We start from the raw sequence: 16,090 nt of genomic DNA, 5'->3' as shown, positions 1-16,090 counted from the left end.
CATGGGCCGTTACAGCCGACTGCGCGAAATACGCCGGATGGACCCCGTCAGGGACTTCGAGCAAATCCACCGGCTGATCTCCCAGTACGAGTTCCCCTGGGACTACGCCCAGGGCGTGAGCATTGCGTTCCTCCGCGACTACGGCGTGCCACGGATCTCCCGGCTCCTCGACAGGACGCAGGAATTCGAGCGGGCCGGCCAGAAGCGGTACGACGACACCGTGCTGTTCGGCTTCGAGATGGCGCAGGAGGGCTTCGACTCGGAGCGCGGCCGCGCCGCCGCCCGTCACCTCAACCGGATACACGGCAAGTACCGCATTCCGAACGAGGACTTCCTGTACGTCCTCGCGACGACCGTCGTCGGGCCGAAGCGCTGGATCGACCGCTTCGGCTGGCGTCCGCTGTGCGCCAACGAGGCGGAGGCGCTGGCGCTGGTCGGCCACAAGATGGCCGCGATGATGGGGATCGAGGGCGCCCCGTCGACGTACGACGGATTCGAGAAGCTGCTCGTCGACTACGAGCGGGAGATGTTCGCGTACGACCCGGCGAACCGGCGGGTCGCGAACGCCACCTTCCGGGTCACCGCCGCCTGGTATCCCGCGCCTCTGCGTCCCCTTGTGGCCCGCCTGTCCCTGGCGTTGCTGGACGAGCCGCTCCTGCGGGCACTCGGCTTCCGCCCGCAGCCGCGCTGGGTGCAGGCTGTGGCCGTACGTACGATCCGGGCGCGGTCCCATTTCGTACGGCTGCTGCCCGCCCGCCCCGACCGGTGGCCCGCGCTGCCGGAACCCCGCTCGTACCCCTTCGGTTACACACTCGACGACCTCGGCCCGCACTGGGCGCACGGCCGTCCGCTGGAGCCGCTGCCCGACGAAACCGCTTTGGAGCGCCCATGACCGATCCGACGACCGAACCAACGACCGAACCAACGACCGCGCCGACGACCCCGCCGACGGCCACCAGCACCGAGACCTTCAGCTCGCGCTCCCCCGCGACGGGCGAGGTGCTCGGCGAACATCCCGTGCACGGGCCCGCCGAAGTCCAGGCCGCTGTCGTACGGGCACGGGGCGCCGCACGCCACTGGGCGGCCGCCGGCTGGACGGGCCGGCGGGCGGCGCTGCTCGCCTGGAAGCGTTCGATCGCCCGCCGCATGGACGAGTTCGCGGAGATCGTCGTCGCGGAGACGGGCAAGCCGGTGCACGACGCGCGCGCCGAAGTCCTTCTCGCGCTGGTGCACTTGGACTGGGCGGCGCGCAACGCCCGGCGGGTGCTGGGGCGGCGGCGGGTGGCTTCGGGGATGCTGTCGGTCCATCAGCGCTCGCTGCTCGCGTACCGGCCGCTCGGTGTCGTCGGGGTGATCGGGCCGTGGAACTACCCCGTACACACTCCGATGGGCTCGATCGGGTACGCCCTGGCCGCCGGCAACGCGGTGGTCTTCAAGCCCTCCGAACTCACCCCCGGAGTCGGGTTGTTGCTCGCTTCGAGCTTCGGCGACGCGGTGCCCGAGCACACCGACCTGCTCCAGGCCGTGACCGGGCCCGGTGCGACGGGCGCTGCGCTGGCCGGGGCGGGCGGCGTGGGCGGAGCCGGTGTCGCCAAGGCCGCCAAGGTCGACAAGGTCGCTTTCACGGGCTCGCCCGGCACCGCCCGCAAGGTCGCGGCGCAGTGCGCGAAGACGCTGACGCCGTTGCTCGCGGAGTGCGGCGGCAAGGACGCGGTGCTGGTGGGGGCGGACGCCGACCTGGATGCGGCGGCGGAGGCGATCGTTTGGGGCGCGATGTCGAACGCCGGGCAGACCTGCGCGGGCGTGGAGCGGGTGTACGTGGTCGAATCGGCGCACGCCGCGCTGTGCGAGCGGATCGTACAGAAGGCACGCGAGCTGGCTCCGGACGAGGCGTACGGTCCGCTCACGCTGCCGGGTCAACTGGGGGTTGTGGAGCGCCACATGAAGGAAGCGCTGGCGGCGGGGGCGCGGGCACCGCTGGGCGGGCCGGAGTCGCTGCGGCCGCCGTACGTCCATCCGGTGGTACTCGTCGACGTACCGGAGGATTCGCCCGCGATGAGGGAGGAGACGTTCGGCCCTGTCGTCGTGGTGAACGCGGTGCGAGATCTCGACGAAGCGGTGGAGCGTACGAACGCGTCGGCGTACTCGCTGGGCGCGGCGGTCTTCACGGGATCGAGGCGGGCGGGCCTCGCGGTCGCGGAGCGGCTGGAGACGGGCACGGTCTCGGTCGACTCGGTGCTGGGCTTCGCGGCGGTGCCGGCGCTGCCGTTCGGCGGCGCGGGCGAGTCCGGGTACGGGCGGATCCATGGGGCGGAGGGGTTGCGGGCGTTCGCTGCGCCTCGGTCGATCACCGTGAAGCGGTTTTCGCCGTACGCCGATCTGACGTCGTTCGGGACGCCGCGGGAGAAGGCGGAGAGGGCGGTCGAGCTGGGACGCCGGTGGCACGCGCGGCGGTAGGGGCGGTACGCGAGGCGGGCGTCTTCAGCCCGTTGGGGTCCCCCCTGGACGAAGTCCTTGGGGGAGTTCGAGGACAAACGGAGAGCCGGGGACTTGCCCCCAACTACCCACCCAGCAAAGGCAACAAATACCGCCGCGCGAACTCCCGCACCTGCTCATCCTCCTCAAGCTCAAAGCAACTGACCGGGTTGAGCAGGAAGGAAACCGTAATCCGCACCATGAGCTCAGCCACCGGCGTCGGATCGTTCTCCGGCTTGCCCTCCGCCCACCGCGCCCGCCGCAACCGGTCCGCGAGATATCCGCGCATCGCCAGGAACGCGGGCCCGCTCTCCAGCGTCAGGAACGGAAGCATCGTCTCCGGTTCGAGCCGCAACAGCCCGCCGATGAGCGGATGTTCGCGAATGTGCCGCAGCACCACCACGAACCCCTCGACCAGCCGCTCCTCCATCGTCGGCAGCGCAGCCACCGCATCGTCGACCTCGGCGACGAACTGGCGGTACTCACGCAGCAGACAGGCCGAGACAAGGCTGTCCTTGTTGCCGATCCGCCGGTAGACGGTGACCCGGGAGACCCTGGCCCGTTTGGCCACGTCGTCGACCGTCGAACGCCGCAGCCCGAACGTCATGAACTGCTCGCGCGCAGCGTCGAGTATCTGCTCAGCGAGCGCGTCCCCGGGCTGCGACGAGTCGCCCAGAGCCCTGACCAGCAGCGTCGCGTCCACGCCCGCACCCTCGCTCCGTACGGCCATGAGGCGTCCCCCCGTTCGCTCACTCCCACTGAACCACAGCTACACAGACACTAACCCAATCACTTTGTAACTCCCCCCAGTTCAGGCACTGTTGGGCTGCACATGGACGGGCTCTCCGAGAATGCGACAGGCCAGCTCCTACGCAGCAATTGTGGATTCATGTCCGGGACCTCCCCATTCGCACATGTGCACCAACGGGCCTGCGCAGGCAAGTTGGGCTGATCGTGGACATACGGCAAACCAATCGCCCCCAAATAGCTACCGCGAGGTAACTCCGGCTGGTTTGATGATCGGCGCCAGATCTTCACCCCCCACCTCAACGGGAGTTCCAGTGCCGCACTCCGCACTCCGCCGTGTCCCTGGCGCAGCCCTGGCCACCGCGCTCGCAGCCATCACCATGGCTGCGACTGTTCCGTCCGCCTCAGCGGCCCCGGCCACCGCCGATGTGCCGTCGCTGAAGGTGCTGTCGTACAACACCTTCCTCTTCAGCAAGACGCTCTACCCCAACTGGGGCCAGGACCACCGGGCGAACGCGATACCGGCGACCTCCTTCTTCCAGGGCAATGACGTCGTCGTCGTCCAGGAGGCCTTCGACAACGGCGCCTCCGACACGCTGAAGCGCAATGCCGCCGCGCAGTACCCGCACCAGACGCCGGTGATGGGCCGCAGCAAGGACGGCTGGGACGCGACCGGCGGGTCGTACTCCTCCACGACGCCCGAGGACGGCGGTGTCGCGGTGCTCAGCAAGTGGCCGATCGTCCGCAAGGAGCAGTACGTCTACAAGGACGCGTGCGGCGCGGACTGGTACTCCAACAAGGGCTTCGTGTACTCCGTCCTGGACGTCAACGGCACCAAGGTCCACGTCGTCGGCACGCACGCCCAGTCGACCGACCCGGGCTGCGACGCGGGCGAGGCCGCCCAGATGCGCAGCCGCCAGTTCAAGGCGATCGACGCCTTCCTCGACGCCAAGAACATCCCCGCCTCCGAGCAGGTCATCGTCGCGGGCGACTTCAACGTCGACTCGCACAGCGCCGAGTACGCCTCGATGCTCGCCGACGGCGGCCTGGCCGGCGCGGACTCGCGCACCGGTCACCCGTACTCCTTCGACACCGCCGACAACTCGATCGCCTCCGAGCGCTACCCGGACGACCCTCGCGAGGACCTCGACTACGTCCTGCACCGGGCGGGCCACGCCAAGCCGGCCGGCTGGACCAACGACGTGATCAAGGAGCAGAGCGCGCCCTGGACCGTGTCCAGCTGGGGCAAGCAGTACACGTACACCAACCTGTCCGACCACTACCCGGTGATCGGTAGCTGACCTCGTCACCACCTCTGCGGCCGGGTGCGGAGCCGGCGTAATCGCAAGCGCTTCGCACCTGGTCAGCGGCTGTTTTTCGACAGTGGCTGCAAGGGGTCCGGTATGCCACGGTGTTGTACATGACGGGTCACGGACACCGGCACGGACACCATCACCACCACCATCCTCACGACCGCATCGACTCCGCACTCGAAGGATCCACCGCCGGGCTGCGCACCCTGTGGTTCTCCTTCGCCGTCCTCGCGGCCACCACCGCCGCCCAGGCTGTCGTCGCCGTACTGTCCGGTTCGGTGGCGCTGCTCGGCGACACCGTCCACAACGCCACCGACGCGCTGACCGCCCTGCCCCTCGCCGTCGCCTTCCTCCTCGGCCGGCGCGCGGCGACCCGCCGCTACACCTACGGGTTCGGCCGCGCCGAGGACCTCGCGGGCGTGTTCGTGGTGCTGGTGATCGCCGCCTCGGCGGTGTTCGCCGGGTACGAGGCACTGCGGCGCCTCGTCGAGCCCCAGGACGTCAGCCACCTGCCCGCCGTCGCGGCAGCCGGGCTGGTCGGCTTCGCGGGCAACGAGTGGGTGGCGCGGGCCCGTATCCGTACCGGCAGGAAGATCGGCTCGGCAGCGCTTGTCGCCGACGGCCTCCATGCCCGTACCGATGGATTCACCTCCCTGGCCGTGCTGCTGGGCGCGGGCGGCTCGGCGCTCGGATGGCGCTACGCCGACCCCCTGATCGGGCTTCTGATCACGGCCGCGATCGTGCTGGTGCTGCGCGGTGCGGCCCGGGAGATCTGGCACCGGCTGATGGACGCGGTGGATCCGGCGCTGGTGGACGAGGCCGAGCACGCGCTCTCCCATGTCGAGGGCGTACGGGCCGTGGGCGCCCTCCGCCTGCGATGGATCGGCCACAGTCTGCGGGCCGAGACCTCCGTGGTGGTCGACCCGGAGCTGACGGTGGTGCAGGCGCACGCGGTGGCGGTCGCGGCGGAGCACGCGCTGCTGCATGCGGTGGGGCGGCTGGCCGGGGCCACGATCCACGTCGACCACGCGCCGCAGCCCCCGGCCCAGGATCCACACGCGCCCCTGGACCACCACTTCGCCTAGGGCGTGTCCGGCGGAGCTGCCCAAGAGCTACGCCGCACACTCCCGCGGCAACCGCCCGGAGCACCGAACCGCCCCGTCGCGGCGCGCGCTCAGTCGTGGTCGTAGACCGTGACCGCTATGCCCCGGCCCACCAGCCGCTCCGCTATCAACGGCTCGACGCGCGACCACTTCCCTCCCGCGAGCCCGCAGCCGATGCGCGGCATGTGGACCGACGCCGCCAGCTCGGCCGCCTTCCCCGCCACTAGACCAAGTGCCGCGTCGATCGCCTCGTACCGCAATGGCGAATCGGCGATCAGTCCTGGTCGTACAGGGCCTGGATTTCCAGTGCGTACTTGTCACGGATCACCCGGCGGCGCAGCTTCAGCGACGGCGTCAACTCGCCCGTTTCCGGGCCCCATTCCTCCGTGAGCAGCCGGTAGCGTTTGATCTGCTCGGTGCGGTTGAGCCGGGCATTGGCGGCCTCGACCGCGCGGGCGATCTCCTCGCGTACGGCGGGATGCTCCGCCGTCGCCCGGAGTTCGCCCTGGATGCCCTGTCCCGCCGCCCAGGCCGGGGCCATCTCCGCATCGAGGACCAGCAGCGCGACCAGATAGGAGTGGCCGTCGCCGTGGACGAGCGCCTGGCCGATCAGGGGGTGTTCCTTGAGCGTGTTCTCGACCAGCGCCGGGGAGACGTTCTTGCCGGTCGAGGTGACGATCATTTCCTTCTTGCGGTCGGTGAGCCAGAGAAATCCGTCGTCGTCGACACGGCCGATGTCGCCCGTCGCGAACCAGCCTTCCGCGTCCAGGGCCCCGTCCACCGAGCCGTCTGCCCGCAGATAGCCGGCGAAGACGGTCTCCCCGCGCACCAGGATCTCGCCGTCCTCGGCGACACGGAGCTCCAGGCCGTCGATCGGGCGGCCCACCGAGCCCAGCCGGAAGGCGGACGGGCTGTTGGCCGTGCATACGCCGACCGTCTCGGTCAGGCCCCACGCGTCCATGATGACGATGCCGAAGCCCGCCCAGAACCTGACCACGTCGAGCGGCATCGGCGCCGACGCGCTCGCCGTCCAGGCCAGCCGGTCGAAGCCCGCCATCGCCAGCAGCGGATCGAGGATCTCCCCCTTCACCTGCCGGTACGCGGTGTCGAGCGCGGCCGGCGGCTCCTCGCCGCGCTCCCGGTACGCCACATGCTCGCGCGCCGTCTCCCCCGCGGCCTCGATCGCCGCCCGCTGCTCCTCGGGCAGCACCGCGAGTGCGGCCCGTACGGCGGCGGCGAGCTTCTCCCACACCCTCGGCACGCCGAAGAACTGCGCGGGGTGGAGCTCGCGCGCCGTCGCCGCGACGGCGGCCGGTTCCGCGCACAGGTGGACGTGGGAGGCACGGAAGACCGGGAGGTAGATGCCGAGCATCCGCTCCGCGATGTGCGCGAAAGGGAGGTAGCAGATGTGCTCGACGTGGTCGGGCAGTTCGACGACGCGGTCCAGGGAGAGGGCGTTGGCGACGACCTTGCGGTGCGTGATCGGTACGCCCTTGGGATCCCCCGTCGTGCCCGAGGTGTAGACGACGGTCAGCGCGTCCTCGGGCCGCGTCTCGCGCCAGCCCTTCTCGAAGGCGTCGGCGCGGTGGAGGCGGGCGCCGGTGGCGTGCAGCGAGCCGTACGTACGGTGGCCGCCGGCATCGGCCGCCTCGACGACCACCAGCTTTTCGAGCTGCGTCTCGGCGCCCGCCAGCAGCGGCTCCCAGCGTTCCAGCTCGCGCCTGCCCTCAACGACGGCGAAGCGGGCGCGGCTGTGCCGGGCGATGTGTGCGATCTGCTCCGGCGCTGCTGTCCCGTATACGCTCACCGGTACGGCGCCGAGGTGGGTGAGTGCGAGATCGGTGAGCCAGTGCTCCGGCCTGTTGCCCATCATCAGCAGGACGTGTTCGCCGCGCTCCACCCCTAAGGCGGCGTAACCGGCGGCCAGTACGGCGGTCTTCCGCCGGACCTCGCTCCAGGTGAGAGTGGTCCATCCGGCGCCGTCCCCGGTGCGCCAGGACAGGGCCGGAAGGTCGCCGTGGTCCTCCGCGTTGCGGAGCAGCAGCGCGGGGAGGGTGAGTTCCGCCGGGTCCGCGGGTAGTCGCAGGATCTTGGTCATGACCGCCTCCTGTCGCCATGGAATGGCCGGACGCTTTCACAACAGTGGTGAGACAGCAATACTGTTGCACTGAATTGCAGCACGGCAACGGGGCAGGCAGTGGGAAGCGAGGCGCAGTCATGACACCGACGGACACCGAAGAGCCGACGCTCACGGTCGACGAACTGGCCGCACGGGCCGGGGTCACGGTGCGTACGGTCCGCTTCTACAGCACGCGCGGCCTGCTCCCGCCGCCCGCGATCGGCCCGCGCCGGGTCGGGCGCTACGGCTCCGGTCATCTCTCCCGGCTCGCCCTGATCGAGGAGTTGCAGCGCCAGGGCATGACGCTCGCCGCGATCGAACGCTATCTGGAACAGCTGCCACCCGATCTGAGCGCCCACGATCTGGCCATCCACCGTGCGCTGGTGGCCTCGTGGGCGCCCGAGTCGGCCGAGGAGATCACCCGCAGGGAGCTGGAGCGCCGGGCCGGGCGGGCGCTGTCGGACCAGGACATCGACCGGCTGGCGGCGATGGGCGTACTGGACCGGGGAGCCGACCCGGATGTGTTCCGGCTGGACGGCGGCACGCTGCGGCTCGGCGTCGAACTCCTCGACGTACCCATCGCGCACGAGACGATCCTCGCCTCGCGTACGGTCCTGCTGGAGCACGCCAGGGCCGCGGCGCACGAGCTGTCGCGGCTGTTCCGTGACGAGGTGTGGAACCCGTACCGGGAACGCGAGTCCGACCCGGATCATGTGGCGGCGATGAAGTCGCTGTCGGCCCATATGCAGCCGATGGTGATCCAGGCCCTGGTGACGGCGTTCCAGCGCTCGCTGCGCGAGGAGCTGCGCACCGCCTTCAGCGCGGAGGCGGATTAGCCGGGGCGCTGCGTGCCCGGCGTACCTCTCTGTGGACCGACTCCGACGGCAGGCTCAGGGGCAGTGGACGGGCCCCGCCCGCAGGCAGGGCCCGTCCGCCACCGGGACTCGTCCGGTCACGCGTCCGTGAAGATCTCGCCCCGCTCGGCCTTCTCGACCAGCAGCGCGGGCGGTGCGAACCGCTCGCCGTAGCTCTCGGCGAGTTCGCGTGCCCGTGCCACGAACCCGGGCAGGCCGCCCTCGTAGCCGTTGATGTACTGGATCGCGCCGCCGGTCCAGGCGGGGAAGCCGATGCCCATGATGGAGCCGATGTTGGCGTCGGCGACCGACGTCAGCACGCCCTCGTCGAAGCAGCGGACCGTGTCCAGCGCCTCCGAGAACAGCATCCGCTCCTTCATGTCTTCGAAGGGGATCTCCACTCCCGGCTTCGTGAAGTGCTCGCGCAGGCCCGGCCACAGGCGGGTGCGCTTGCCGTCCTCGTCGTACTCGTAGAAGCCCGCACCGCCGCTGCGGCCCGTCCGCCCGAACTCGTCGACCATGCGGTCGATGACCGCGTCCGACGGGTGCCCGGGCCAGCTGCCGCCCGCCTCCTCGACCGCCCGCTTGGTCTCGTTGCGGATCTTGCGCGGGAGGGTGAGAGTCAGTTCGTCCATGAGCGAGAGGACCTTGGCGGGGTAGCCGGCCTGGGCCGCCGCCTGCTCGATCGACGCGGGCTCGATGCCCTCGCCGACCATCGCGACGCCCTCGTTGATGAACTGGCCGATGACGCGCGAGGTGAAGAAGCCGCGCGAGTCGTTGACGACGATCGGCGTCTTCTTGATCCGGCGTACGAGGTCGAAGGCGCGCGCCAGGGCCTCGTCGCCCGTCCGCTCGCCCTTGATGATCTCGACGAGAGGCATCTTGTCGACGGGCGAGAAGAAGTGCAGACCGATGAAGTCGGCGGGGCGGGAGACGCCCTCGGCGAGGCCGGTGATGGGCAGGGTGGAGGTGTTGGAGCAGAGCAGGGCGTCCGGCTCGATGACGTCCTGGATCTCCTGGAACACCTTGTGCTTGAGCGCTGTGTCCTCGAAGACCGCCTCGATCACGGCGTCGCAGCCCGCCAGGTCGGCGGCCTCGGCGGTCGGGGTGATGCGGGCGAGGAGCGCGTCCCGCTCGGCCTCGGTCGTACGGCCGCGCGAGAGCGCCTTCGCGAGCAGCTTTTCCGAGTACGCCTTGCCCTTGGCGGCGGCCTCCGCCGTCACGTCCTTGAGGACGACCTCGATGCTCGCGCGGGCGCAGGAGTACGCGATGCCCGCGCCCATCATCCCGGCGCCGAGGACGGCGACCTTGCGGACGGGGCGGGGCTCGATGCCCTTGGGGCGGTTGGCGCCGGAGTTGACGGCCTGGAGGTCGAAGAAGAACGCCTGGATCATGTTCTTGGCGATCTGGCCGGTGACCAGCTCGGTGAAGTACCGCGCTTCGATGGTCAGCGCGGTCTCGAAGTCGACCTGGGACCCCTCGACGGCCGCAGCGAGGATGTTGCGCGGGGCGGGGTAAGGAGCGCCTGCCGTCTGCTTCTTGAGATTGGCCGGGAAGGCGGGGAGGTTCGCGGCGAAGCGCGGGTTGGAGGGCGTACCGCCGGGGATCTTGTAGCCCTTGACGTCCCAGGGCTGCTGCGACTCCGGGTTGGCGTCGATGAAGGCGCGGGCCTTGGCGATCATCTCGTCCTGGGTGGCGGCCACTTCGTGGACCAGGCCGTTCTCCAGTGCGCGCTGCGGGTTGTACTGGGTGCCCTGGAGCAGGACCTTGAGGAGTGCGTCCGCGATGCCCATCAGCCGTACGGTACGCGTGACACCGCCGCCCGCCGGGAGGAGACCGAGGGTGACCTCGGGCAGGCCGATCTTGGAGCCGGGCGCGTCGAGCGCGACGCGGTGGTGGCAGGCGAGGGCGATCTCGTAACCGCCGCCGAGGGCCGCGCCGTTGATCGCGGCGACGACGGGCTTTCCGAGGGTCTCGATCCGGCGCAGCGAGCTCTTGATGGCCGTACCGGTGTCGAAGGCCTGCTGGGCGTGGACCGGACCGACCTTGATCATGTCCTTGAGGTCGCCGCCCGCGAAGAACGTCTTCTTGGCGGAGGTGAAGATGATGCCGCGGATGGAGTCCTTCTCGGCCACCGCGCGGTCGGCGATCGCCGCGATGGAGTCCTTGAAGGCCTGGTTCATCGTGTTCGCGGACTGATTGGGATCGTCGAGGACGAGGGTGACGACACCGGTCTCGTCCTGTTCCCAGCGGATCGTGGTGCTCTCGCTCATTGCTTTTTTCTCCGTAAGGGGATGGGGACGGGACGGTCAGAGACGTTCGATGACGGTGGCGGTGCCCATGCCGCCGCCCACGCAGAGCGTGGCGAGGCCGTACCGCTTGTCCTGGCGCTCCAGTTCGTCGATGAGGGTGCCGAGGATCATCGCGCCGGTCGCGCCCAGGGGGTGGCCCATGGCGATGGCGCCGCCGTTGACGTTGACCTTGTCGAGGGAGATGCCCATGTCCTTGACGAAGCGCAGGACGACGCCGGCGAACGCCTCGTTGATCTCGACGAGGTCGATGTCGTCGATGGTCAGGCCGGCCTTGGCGAGAGCCTTGCGGGTGGCGGGTGCGGGGCCCGTCAACATGATCGTGGGCTCGGAGCCGGAGACCGCGGCCGAGACGATACGGGCGCGCGGTGTCAGGCCGTAGCGCTCGCCGACGGCCCGGGAGCCGATGGCCACGAGTGAGGCGCCGTCCACGATGCCGGAGGAGTTGCCCGCGTGGTGGACGTGGTCGATCTTCTCGACCCAGTGGTACTTCTGCAGCGCCACCGCGTCGAAGCCGCCGTGCTCGCCGATCATCTCGAAGGACGGCTTGAGCGCGGCGAGGGAGTCCGCGGTGGTGCCCGGGCGCATGTGCTCGTCGTGGTCGAGGACGGTCAGGCCGTTGCGGTCCTTCACGGGGACGACGGAGCGGTTGAAGCGGCCGTCCTTCCACGCCTCGGCGGCCCGCTCCTGCGAGAGCGCCGCGTACTCGTCGACATCGCGCCGCGAATAGCCCCCGAGGGTGGCGATGAGGTCGGCGCCGATGCCCTGCGGGACGAAGCCCGTCTCGTAGTTGGTCATGGGGTCGGCGAACCAGGCGCCCCCGTCGGAGGCCATCGGGACGCGCGACATCGACTCCACGCCACCCGCCAGGACCAGGTCCTCCCAGCCCGAACGGACCTTCATCGCCGCCATGTTGACCGCTTCGAGACCGGACGCGCAGAAGCGGTTCTCCTGTACGCCGGCGACGGTGTCGGGCAGCCCGGCCGCGATGGCCGCGATCCGGGCGATGTCCGATCCCTGGTCGCCGACCGGGCCGACGACGCCGAGCACGATGTCGTCGATCGCCGCCGGGTCGAGGCCGGGAAAGCGGCTGCGGATCTCGTGGATGAGACCGACCACCAGATCGATCGGCTTGGTGCCGTGCAGGGCGCCATTGGCCTTGCCGCGCCCGCGCGGGGTGCGGATCGCGTCGTACACAAACGCTTCGGTACTCAAGACAGCAGCCTTTCGGGGGTTACGTAACAGCGAGGGAGGTTCCGGCGGGTCAGGCGGCGGGATCAGGCGAGGAGCGAGCGGCCAATGATTTCCTTCATGATCTCGGTCGTTCCGCCGTAGATCGTCTGGATACGGCCGTCGGTGAAGGCCCTGGCGACGCGGTATTCGGTCATGTAGCCGTAGCCTCCGTGCAGTTGCAGGCAGCGGTCGGCGACGCGCTTCTGGAGTTCGGTGGCCCACCACTTGGCCATCGACGCGTGCACCGCGTCGAGTTCCCCGTTCGAGTGATCGACGATGCAGCGGTCGAGGAACGTACGGGTGACGGCGCACTCGGTGGCCATCTCCGCGATCTCGAAGCGGATGTGCTGGAGCTTGGACAGCGGGCGTCCGAACGCCTCGCGCTCCTTGACGTACCGCGTGGTGATCTCCAGCAGGTACTCGGCGGCGGCGATCCCGGCGACCGCGATGCCCATGCGCTCCTGCGCCAGGTTGGTCATCAGGTGGATGAAAGCGCCGTTGAGCTCACCGAGCAGGTTCTCCTTGGGGACGCGTACGTCGTTGAAGAACAGCTCGGCGGTGTCCTGGGACTTCTGGCCGATCTTGTCGAGGTTCCGCCCGCGCTCGAAGCCTTCCGCGCCGCGCTCCACCACCAGCAGCGACAGCCCCTTGGCGCCGCCCTCCGGTGACGTCTTGGCGACGACGATCACCAGGTCGGCGAGGATGCCGTTGGAGATGAAGGTCTTGGAGCCGTTGAGCACCCAGTGGTCGCCCCGGTCCTCGGCGGTCGTACGGATGCCCTGGAGGTCGGATCCCGCGCCCGGCTCCGTCATCGCGATGGCGGTGATCGTCTCGCCGGTGCAGAAGCCGGGCAGCCAGCGCCGCTTCTGCTCTTCGGTGGCGAGCCCGGTGAGATAGGGGCCGATGATGTCGTTGTGCAGGCCGAGCGCGAGCCCGGCCGCGCCGGCCCGGGTGAACTCCTCGGCCAGTACGGCGCTGTAGCGGAAGTCGGCATTGCCGCCGCCCCCGTACTCCTCCGGTACGGCGAGGCCGAGCAGCCCCTGCCTTCCGGCCGCCAGCCACGCCTCGCGGCTGACGATGCCGTCCTTCTCCCACTGGTCGTAGTACGGCGTGACTTCCTTCGCGAGGAAGGTACGCACGGTCTCCCGGAATGCCTCATGCTCCGCGGTGAAGATCTGACGCTTCAACTCTGCCCCCTACAGCCAGCCCTTGACGGTTTCGATCAACTTGGCCGGCTCGGGGCCGACGGGAATGACGTTGAGCATGGTGACGCCCGCCTCGCGGAACGCCTCGACACGCTCACGTACGTAACTCTCGGGACCGCACAGCGACACGAGTTCGCAGAACTCGTCGGGGACGGCGGCCTCCGCCTCCTTCTTCTTCCCGGAGAGGTACAGGTCCTGGATCTTCGCGGCCTGCGCCTCGTAGCCGTACGCGACGGCGAGGTCGTTGTAGAAGTTCTTGCCCTTCGCGCCCATCCCGCCGACGTACAGCGCGATCTGCGGGCGTGCGAGGTCCCGTACGGCGGCCGCGTCGTCGCCGATGGCGAGCAGGCCGCCCGCCACGGTCTGGAGCGGGCCGAGCGAGGGGTCGCGCCCGGCCGCGCCCTCGGCAAGGGCACTTCCCCACACCTGCCGCGCCTTCTCCGGCAGGAAGAGAGTCGGTAGCCAGCCGTCGGCGATCTCGGCGGTCAGCTTCACATTGGCCGGGCCGAGCGAGGCGACGTACACCGGGATCTCGTCGCGCACCGGCTTGGTGAGGATCTTCAGCGGCTTGCCGAGCGTGCCGCCCTTCTCCCTGGGCAGCGGCATGTCGGTGATGCCGTGGTGGTCGATGACCTCGCGCTTCCAGATGCGGCGGCACAGTTCGACGGTCTCGCGGGTGCGGCCGAGCGGCCTGTCGTACGGCTTGCCGTGCCATCCCTCGACGACCTGCGGGCCCGAGGCGCCGAGCCCCAGGAGCGCGCGGCCGCCGGAGACGGCGTCGAGTCCGGCGGCGGTCTGGGCGATGAGCGCGGGCATGCGCGAGTAGACGTTGAGTATCGCGGCGCCGATCTTCATGCGTGTGGTGCGGGCGGCGAGGTAGCCCATGATCGTGGGCGAGTCGAAGCCGTACGCCTCCGCGACCCAGACGGCGTCCAGGCCGGCCGATTCCAGAGCGGCGACCTGGTCGCAGGCCTCGCGCGGGTCGCCCGCGTAGCTCAAGGGGATGGAGAGTTCCATCAGCCGACGTCATCCCTTTCCAGGCTCGGTACGCCCCAGTCGCGGGCCACTTCGGCCGTGTCCGCGCCGGGCTGCGCGGGTGGTCGGCGTACCGCCCCCGGCGTGGCCGAGAAGCGCGGCGCGGGCGCGGGCTGGGTGATTCCGCCGTGGTCGACGAAGGTGGCGCGGGCCGCGAGGTGCGGGTGGGCGGGGGCCTCGCGCAGCGACAGGACGGGTGCAACGCATGCGTCGGAGCCCTCGAAGACGGCGGTCCACTCGTCCCGGGACCTGGCCCTGAAGCGGGCGGTGATCAGATCCCGCAGTTCGTCCCACCGGGCGAAGTCCTTACGCTCCGGGGCCTCGTCCTTGATGCCGAGCAGCTCGATGAACTCGGCGTAGAACTGCGGCTCCAGGGCCCCGACCGCCATGTACTGGCCGTCCGAGGTCTCGTAATTGCCGTAGAAGGGGCATCCGCCGTCGAGAAGGTTCGACGCGCGCCGGTCCTGCCACCCACCGGCCGCGAGCATCCCGTGGATCATCGTGGCGAGGTGGGCCGCGCCGTCCACGATCGCGGCGTCGACGACCTGGCCGGCGCCGCCCTCCGTACGGGCGTGCTGGAGCGCGGCGAGGACGCCGACGACGAGGTAGAGCGAGCCGCCCGCGTAGTCGCCGACCAGGTTCGCCGGGACGGTGGGCGGCTCGTCGGGCTTGCCGAACATGCCGAGCGTGCCGGTGAGCGCGATGTACGCGATGTCGTGCCCGGCGCGCTGCGCGAGCGGGCCGTCCTGTCCCCAACCGGTCATTCGCCCGTACACGAGCTGCGGATTGCGGGCGAGGCAGGTGTCGGGGCCGACGCCGAGGCGTTCGGCGACGCCCGGCCGGTAGCCCTCGACGAGGATGTCGGCGCGCTCGACGAGGTCGAGGACCTGGGCCGGTCCTTCCGCCGACTTGAGGTCGATGAGGACGGAGCGTTTGTTGCGGTTGGTGAGGTCGTATGCCGGATTGATACTGAGTCCGGCGCCGCCGGGGCGGTCCACTCGGACCACGTCGGCGCCCAGGTCGGCGAGGAGCATGGCGGCGAACGGGCCGGGTCCGATTCCCGCCAGTTCCACCACGCGCACACCGGCGAGCGGGCCGTTCGCTGTCCCTGTCATCAAGCCCCCAGCACTGTGACACAACTGATGTAACATCAGTGATGCTAAGAACGTGTTCCACTCTGCACAAGACCCTGGGCCGAGCAAGCGCTTAGATTTCTGCCATCTCTTGTCGCCGCTTGTCCCCTCTTGTCACCTCACCGCGATTCTTGTCACCGCGATCCCTGGTGGACTGCCGTCGGGATCTCAGCGCGCGTCGAGCTCCGCGACCAGCTTCTTCGTTGCGATGGTTCGGTAGCTCTCCTCCACCCAGTCGCAGAGCAGTTCGGCGGACGGCGCCCCCTTCTCCGCCAGGGGAATCTGCACCCACCCCGCCTTGCCGAGCCCGTACCCCGAAGGCTCCGCGCCGGGCGACGACATGGCATGGGCGTGGATCGCCTGGTCCTTCAGCTTGACGCCGACGCCCGGCGGACAGCTGCCGTCGTCGACCCCCAGAAAGACGAAGATCTTCTTGTTCACCTTGACGACGGTCTCCCCCCAGGGGAACTCCTCCACCGCGCCCGGCAGCGTAAGGGCGAACTCCCGCACCTTTTCCCTCTTCGTCAAGGCGCCCTTCGGTACCGCAACCATGCATGCCTCCCT

The 16,090-nt window shown here is 69.8% G+C and carries 13 protein-coding genes and 1 pseudogene; 5 read left to right on the top strand and 9 right to left on the bottom strand.

Translation table 11 applies throughout. From position 1 onward, the window contains the following. The first annotated feature begins 1 nt into the window (after position 1). Entirely contained in the window at positions 2–892 is an 891-nt protein-coding gene (locus tag PXH83_RS28090; protein WP_274564082.1) for an oxygenase MpaB family protein, read from the top strand. Beyond that, positions 889–2,457 carry an aldehyde dehydrogenase family protein gene (locus PXH83_RS28085; RefSeq protein WP_274564080.1) on the top strand — a complete coding sequence of 523 codons (1,569 nt, stop codon included), beginning with the start codon at positions 889–891 and terminating at the stop codon, positions 2,455–2,457. Before PXH83_RS28090 ends, PXH83_RS28085 begins: the two co-directional genes overlap by 4 nt. A gap of 103 nt (positions 2,458–2,560) precedes the next feature. Here the strand turns inward: PXH83_RS28085 and PXH83_RS28080 are convergent, their stop codons facing one another. Beyond that, a complete protein-coding gene (locus PXH83_RS28080; RefSeq protein WP_274564078.1) occupies positions 2,561–3,205 on the bottom strand; it encodes a TetR/AcrR family transcriptional regulator in 645 nt (214 codons plus the stop codon). 331 nt (positions 3,206–3,536) lie between these two features. Between PXH83_RS28080 and sph the strand changes: the two genes are divergently transcribed. Next, positions 3,537–4,523, top strand: coding sequence for a sphingomyelin phosphodiesterase (gene sph / locus PXH83_RS28075; protein WP_274564077.1), 987 nt, complete (start codon positions 3,537–3,539; stop codon positions 4,521–4,523). 119 nt (positions 4,524–4,642) lie between these two features. After that, on the top strand, positions 4,643–5,620 hold the full coding sequence (locus PXH83_RS28070; RefSeq protein WP_274564076.1) for a cation diffusion facilitator family transporter: 978 nt from the start codon (positions 4,643–4,645) through the stop codon (positions 5,618–5,620). A gap of 89 nt (positions 5,621–5,709) precedes the next feature. Here PXH83_RS28070 and PXH83_RS28065 read toward each other — a convergent pair. Beyond that, positions 5,710–5,901: pseudogene (locus PXH83_RS28065) on the bottom strand (macro domain-containing protein); the annotation flags it as partial. A gap of 11 nt (positions 5,902–5,912) precedes the next feature. After that, positions 5,913–7,736 carry an AMP-dependent synthetase/ligase gene (locus tag PXH83_RS28060; protein WP_274564075.1) on the bottom strand — a complete coding sequence of 608 codons (1,824 nt, stop codon included), beginning with the start codon at positions 7,734–7,736 and terminating at the stop codon, positions 5,913–5,915. Between the two features lie 119 nt (positions 7,737–7,855). On the opposite strand from PXH83_RS28060, the gene PXH83_RS28055 reads away from it, so the two are divergent. After that, on the top strand, positions 7,856–8,593 hold the full coding sequence (locus PXH83_RS28055; RefSeq protein ID WP_274564074.1) for a MerR family transcriptional regulator: 738 nt from the start codon (positions 7,856–7,858) through the stop codon (positions 8,591–8,593). 116 nt (positions 8,594–8,709) lie between these two features. On the opposite strand, the gene PXH83_RS28050 is transcribed toward PXH83_RS28055, so the two are convergent. From PXH83_RS28050 to PXH83_RS28025, 6 genes are all read right to left on the bottom strand, one after another. Further along, positions 8,710–10,884: a 3-hydroxyacyl-CoA dehydrogenase NAD-binding domain-containing protein gene (locus PXH83_RS28050; protein WP_274564073.1), complete on the bottom strand. Its 2,175-nt coding sequence runs from the start codon at positions 10,882–10,884 to the stop codon at positions 8,710–8,712. Between the two features lie 36 nt (positions 10,885–10,920). After that, positions 10,921–12,135: an acetyl-CoA C-acetyltransferase gene (locus PXH83_RS28045; RefSeq protein ID WP_274564072.1), complete on the bottom strand. Its 1,215-nt coding sequence runs from the start codon at positions 12,133–12,135 to the stop codon at positions 10,921–10,923. A gap of 62 nt (positions 12,136–12,197) precedes the next feature. Next, complete coding sequence (locus PXH83_RS28040) at positions 12,198–13,340, bottom strand: acyl-CoA dehydrogenase family protein (protein WP_274564071.1); 1,143 nt, start codon at positions 13,338–13,340, stop codon at positions 12,198–12,200. 9 nt (positions 13,341–13,349) lie between these two features. Then, on the bottom strand, positions 13,350–14,375 hold the full coding sequence (locus PXH83_RS28035) for an LLM class F420-dependent oxidoreductase (protein ID WP_274564070.1): 1,026 nt from the start codon (positions 14,373–14,375) through the stop codon (positions 13,350–13,352). Beyond that, entirely contained in the window at positions 14,375–15,508 is a 1,134-nt protein-coding gene (locus tag PXH83_RS28030) for a CaiB/BaiF CoA transferase family protein (RefSeq protein WP_274564069.1), read from the bottom strand. The genes PXH83_RS28035 and PXH83_RS28030 overlap by 1 nt, the downstream gene beginning before the upstream one ends. 186 nt (positions 15,509–15,694) lie before the next feature. Then, positions 15,695–16,078 carry an MmcQ/YjbR family DNA-binding protein gene (locus PXH83_RS28025; protein WP_274564067.1) on the bottom strand — a complete coding sequence of 128 codons (384 nt, stop codon included), beginning with the start codon at positions 16,076–16,078 and terminating at the stop codon, positions 15,695–15,697. Positions 16,079–16,090 lie beyond the last annotated feature (12 nt).

Source organism: Streptomyces spiramyceticus, from assembly GCF_028807635.1.
Lineage (GTDB): Bacteria > Actinomycetota > Actinomycetes > Streptomycetales > Streptomycetaceae > Streptomyces > Streptomyces spiramyceticus.
Note: the sequence above shows the minus strand (reverse complement) of the source record. Positions and strands in the feature narration are given on the sequence as shown.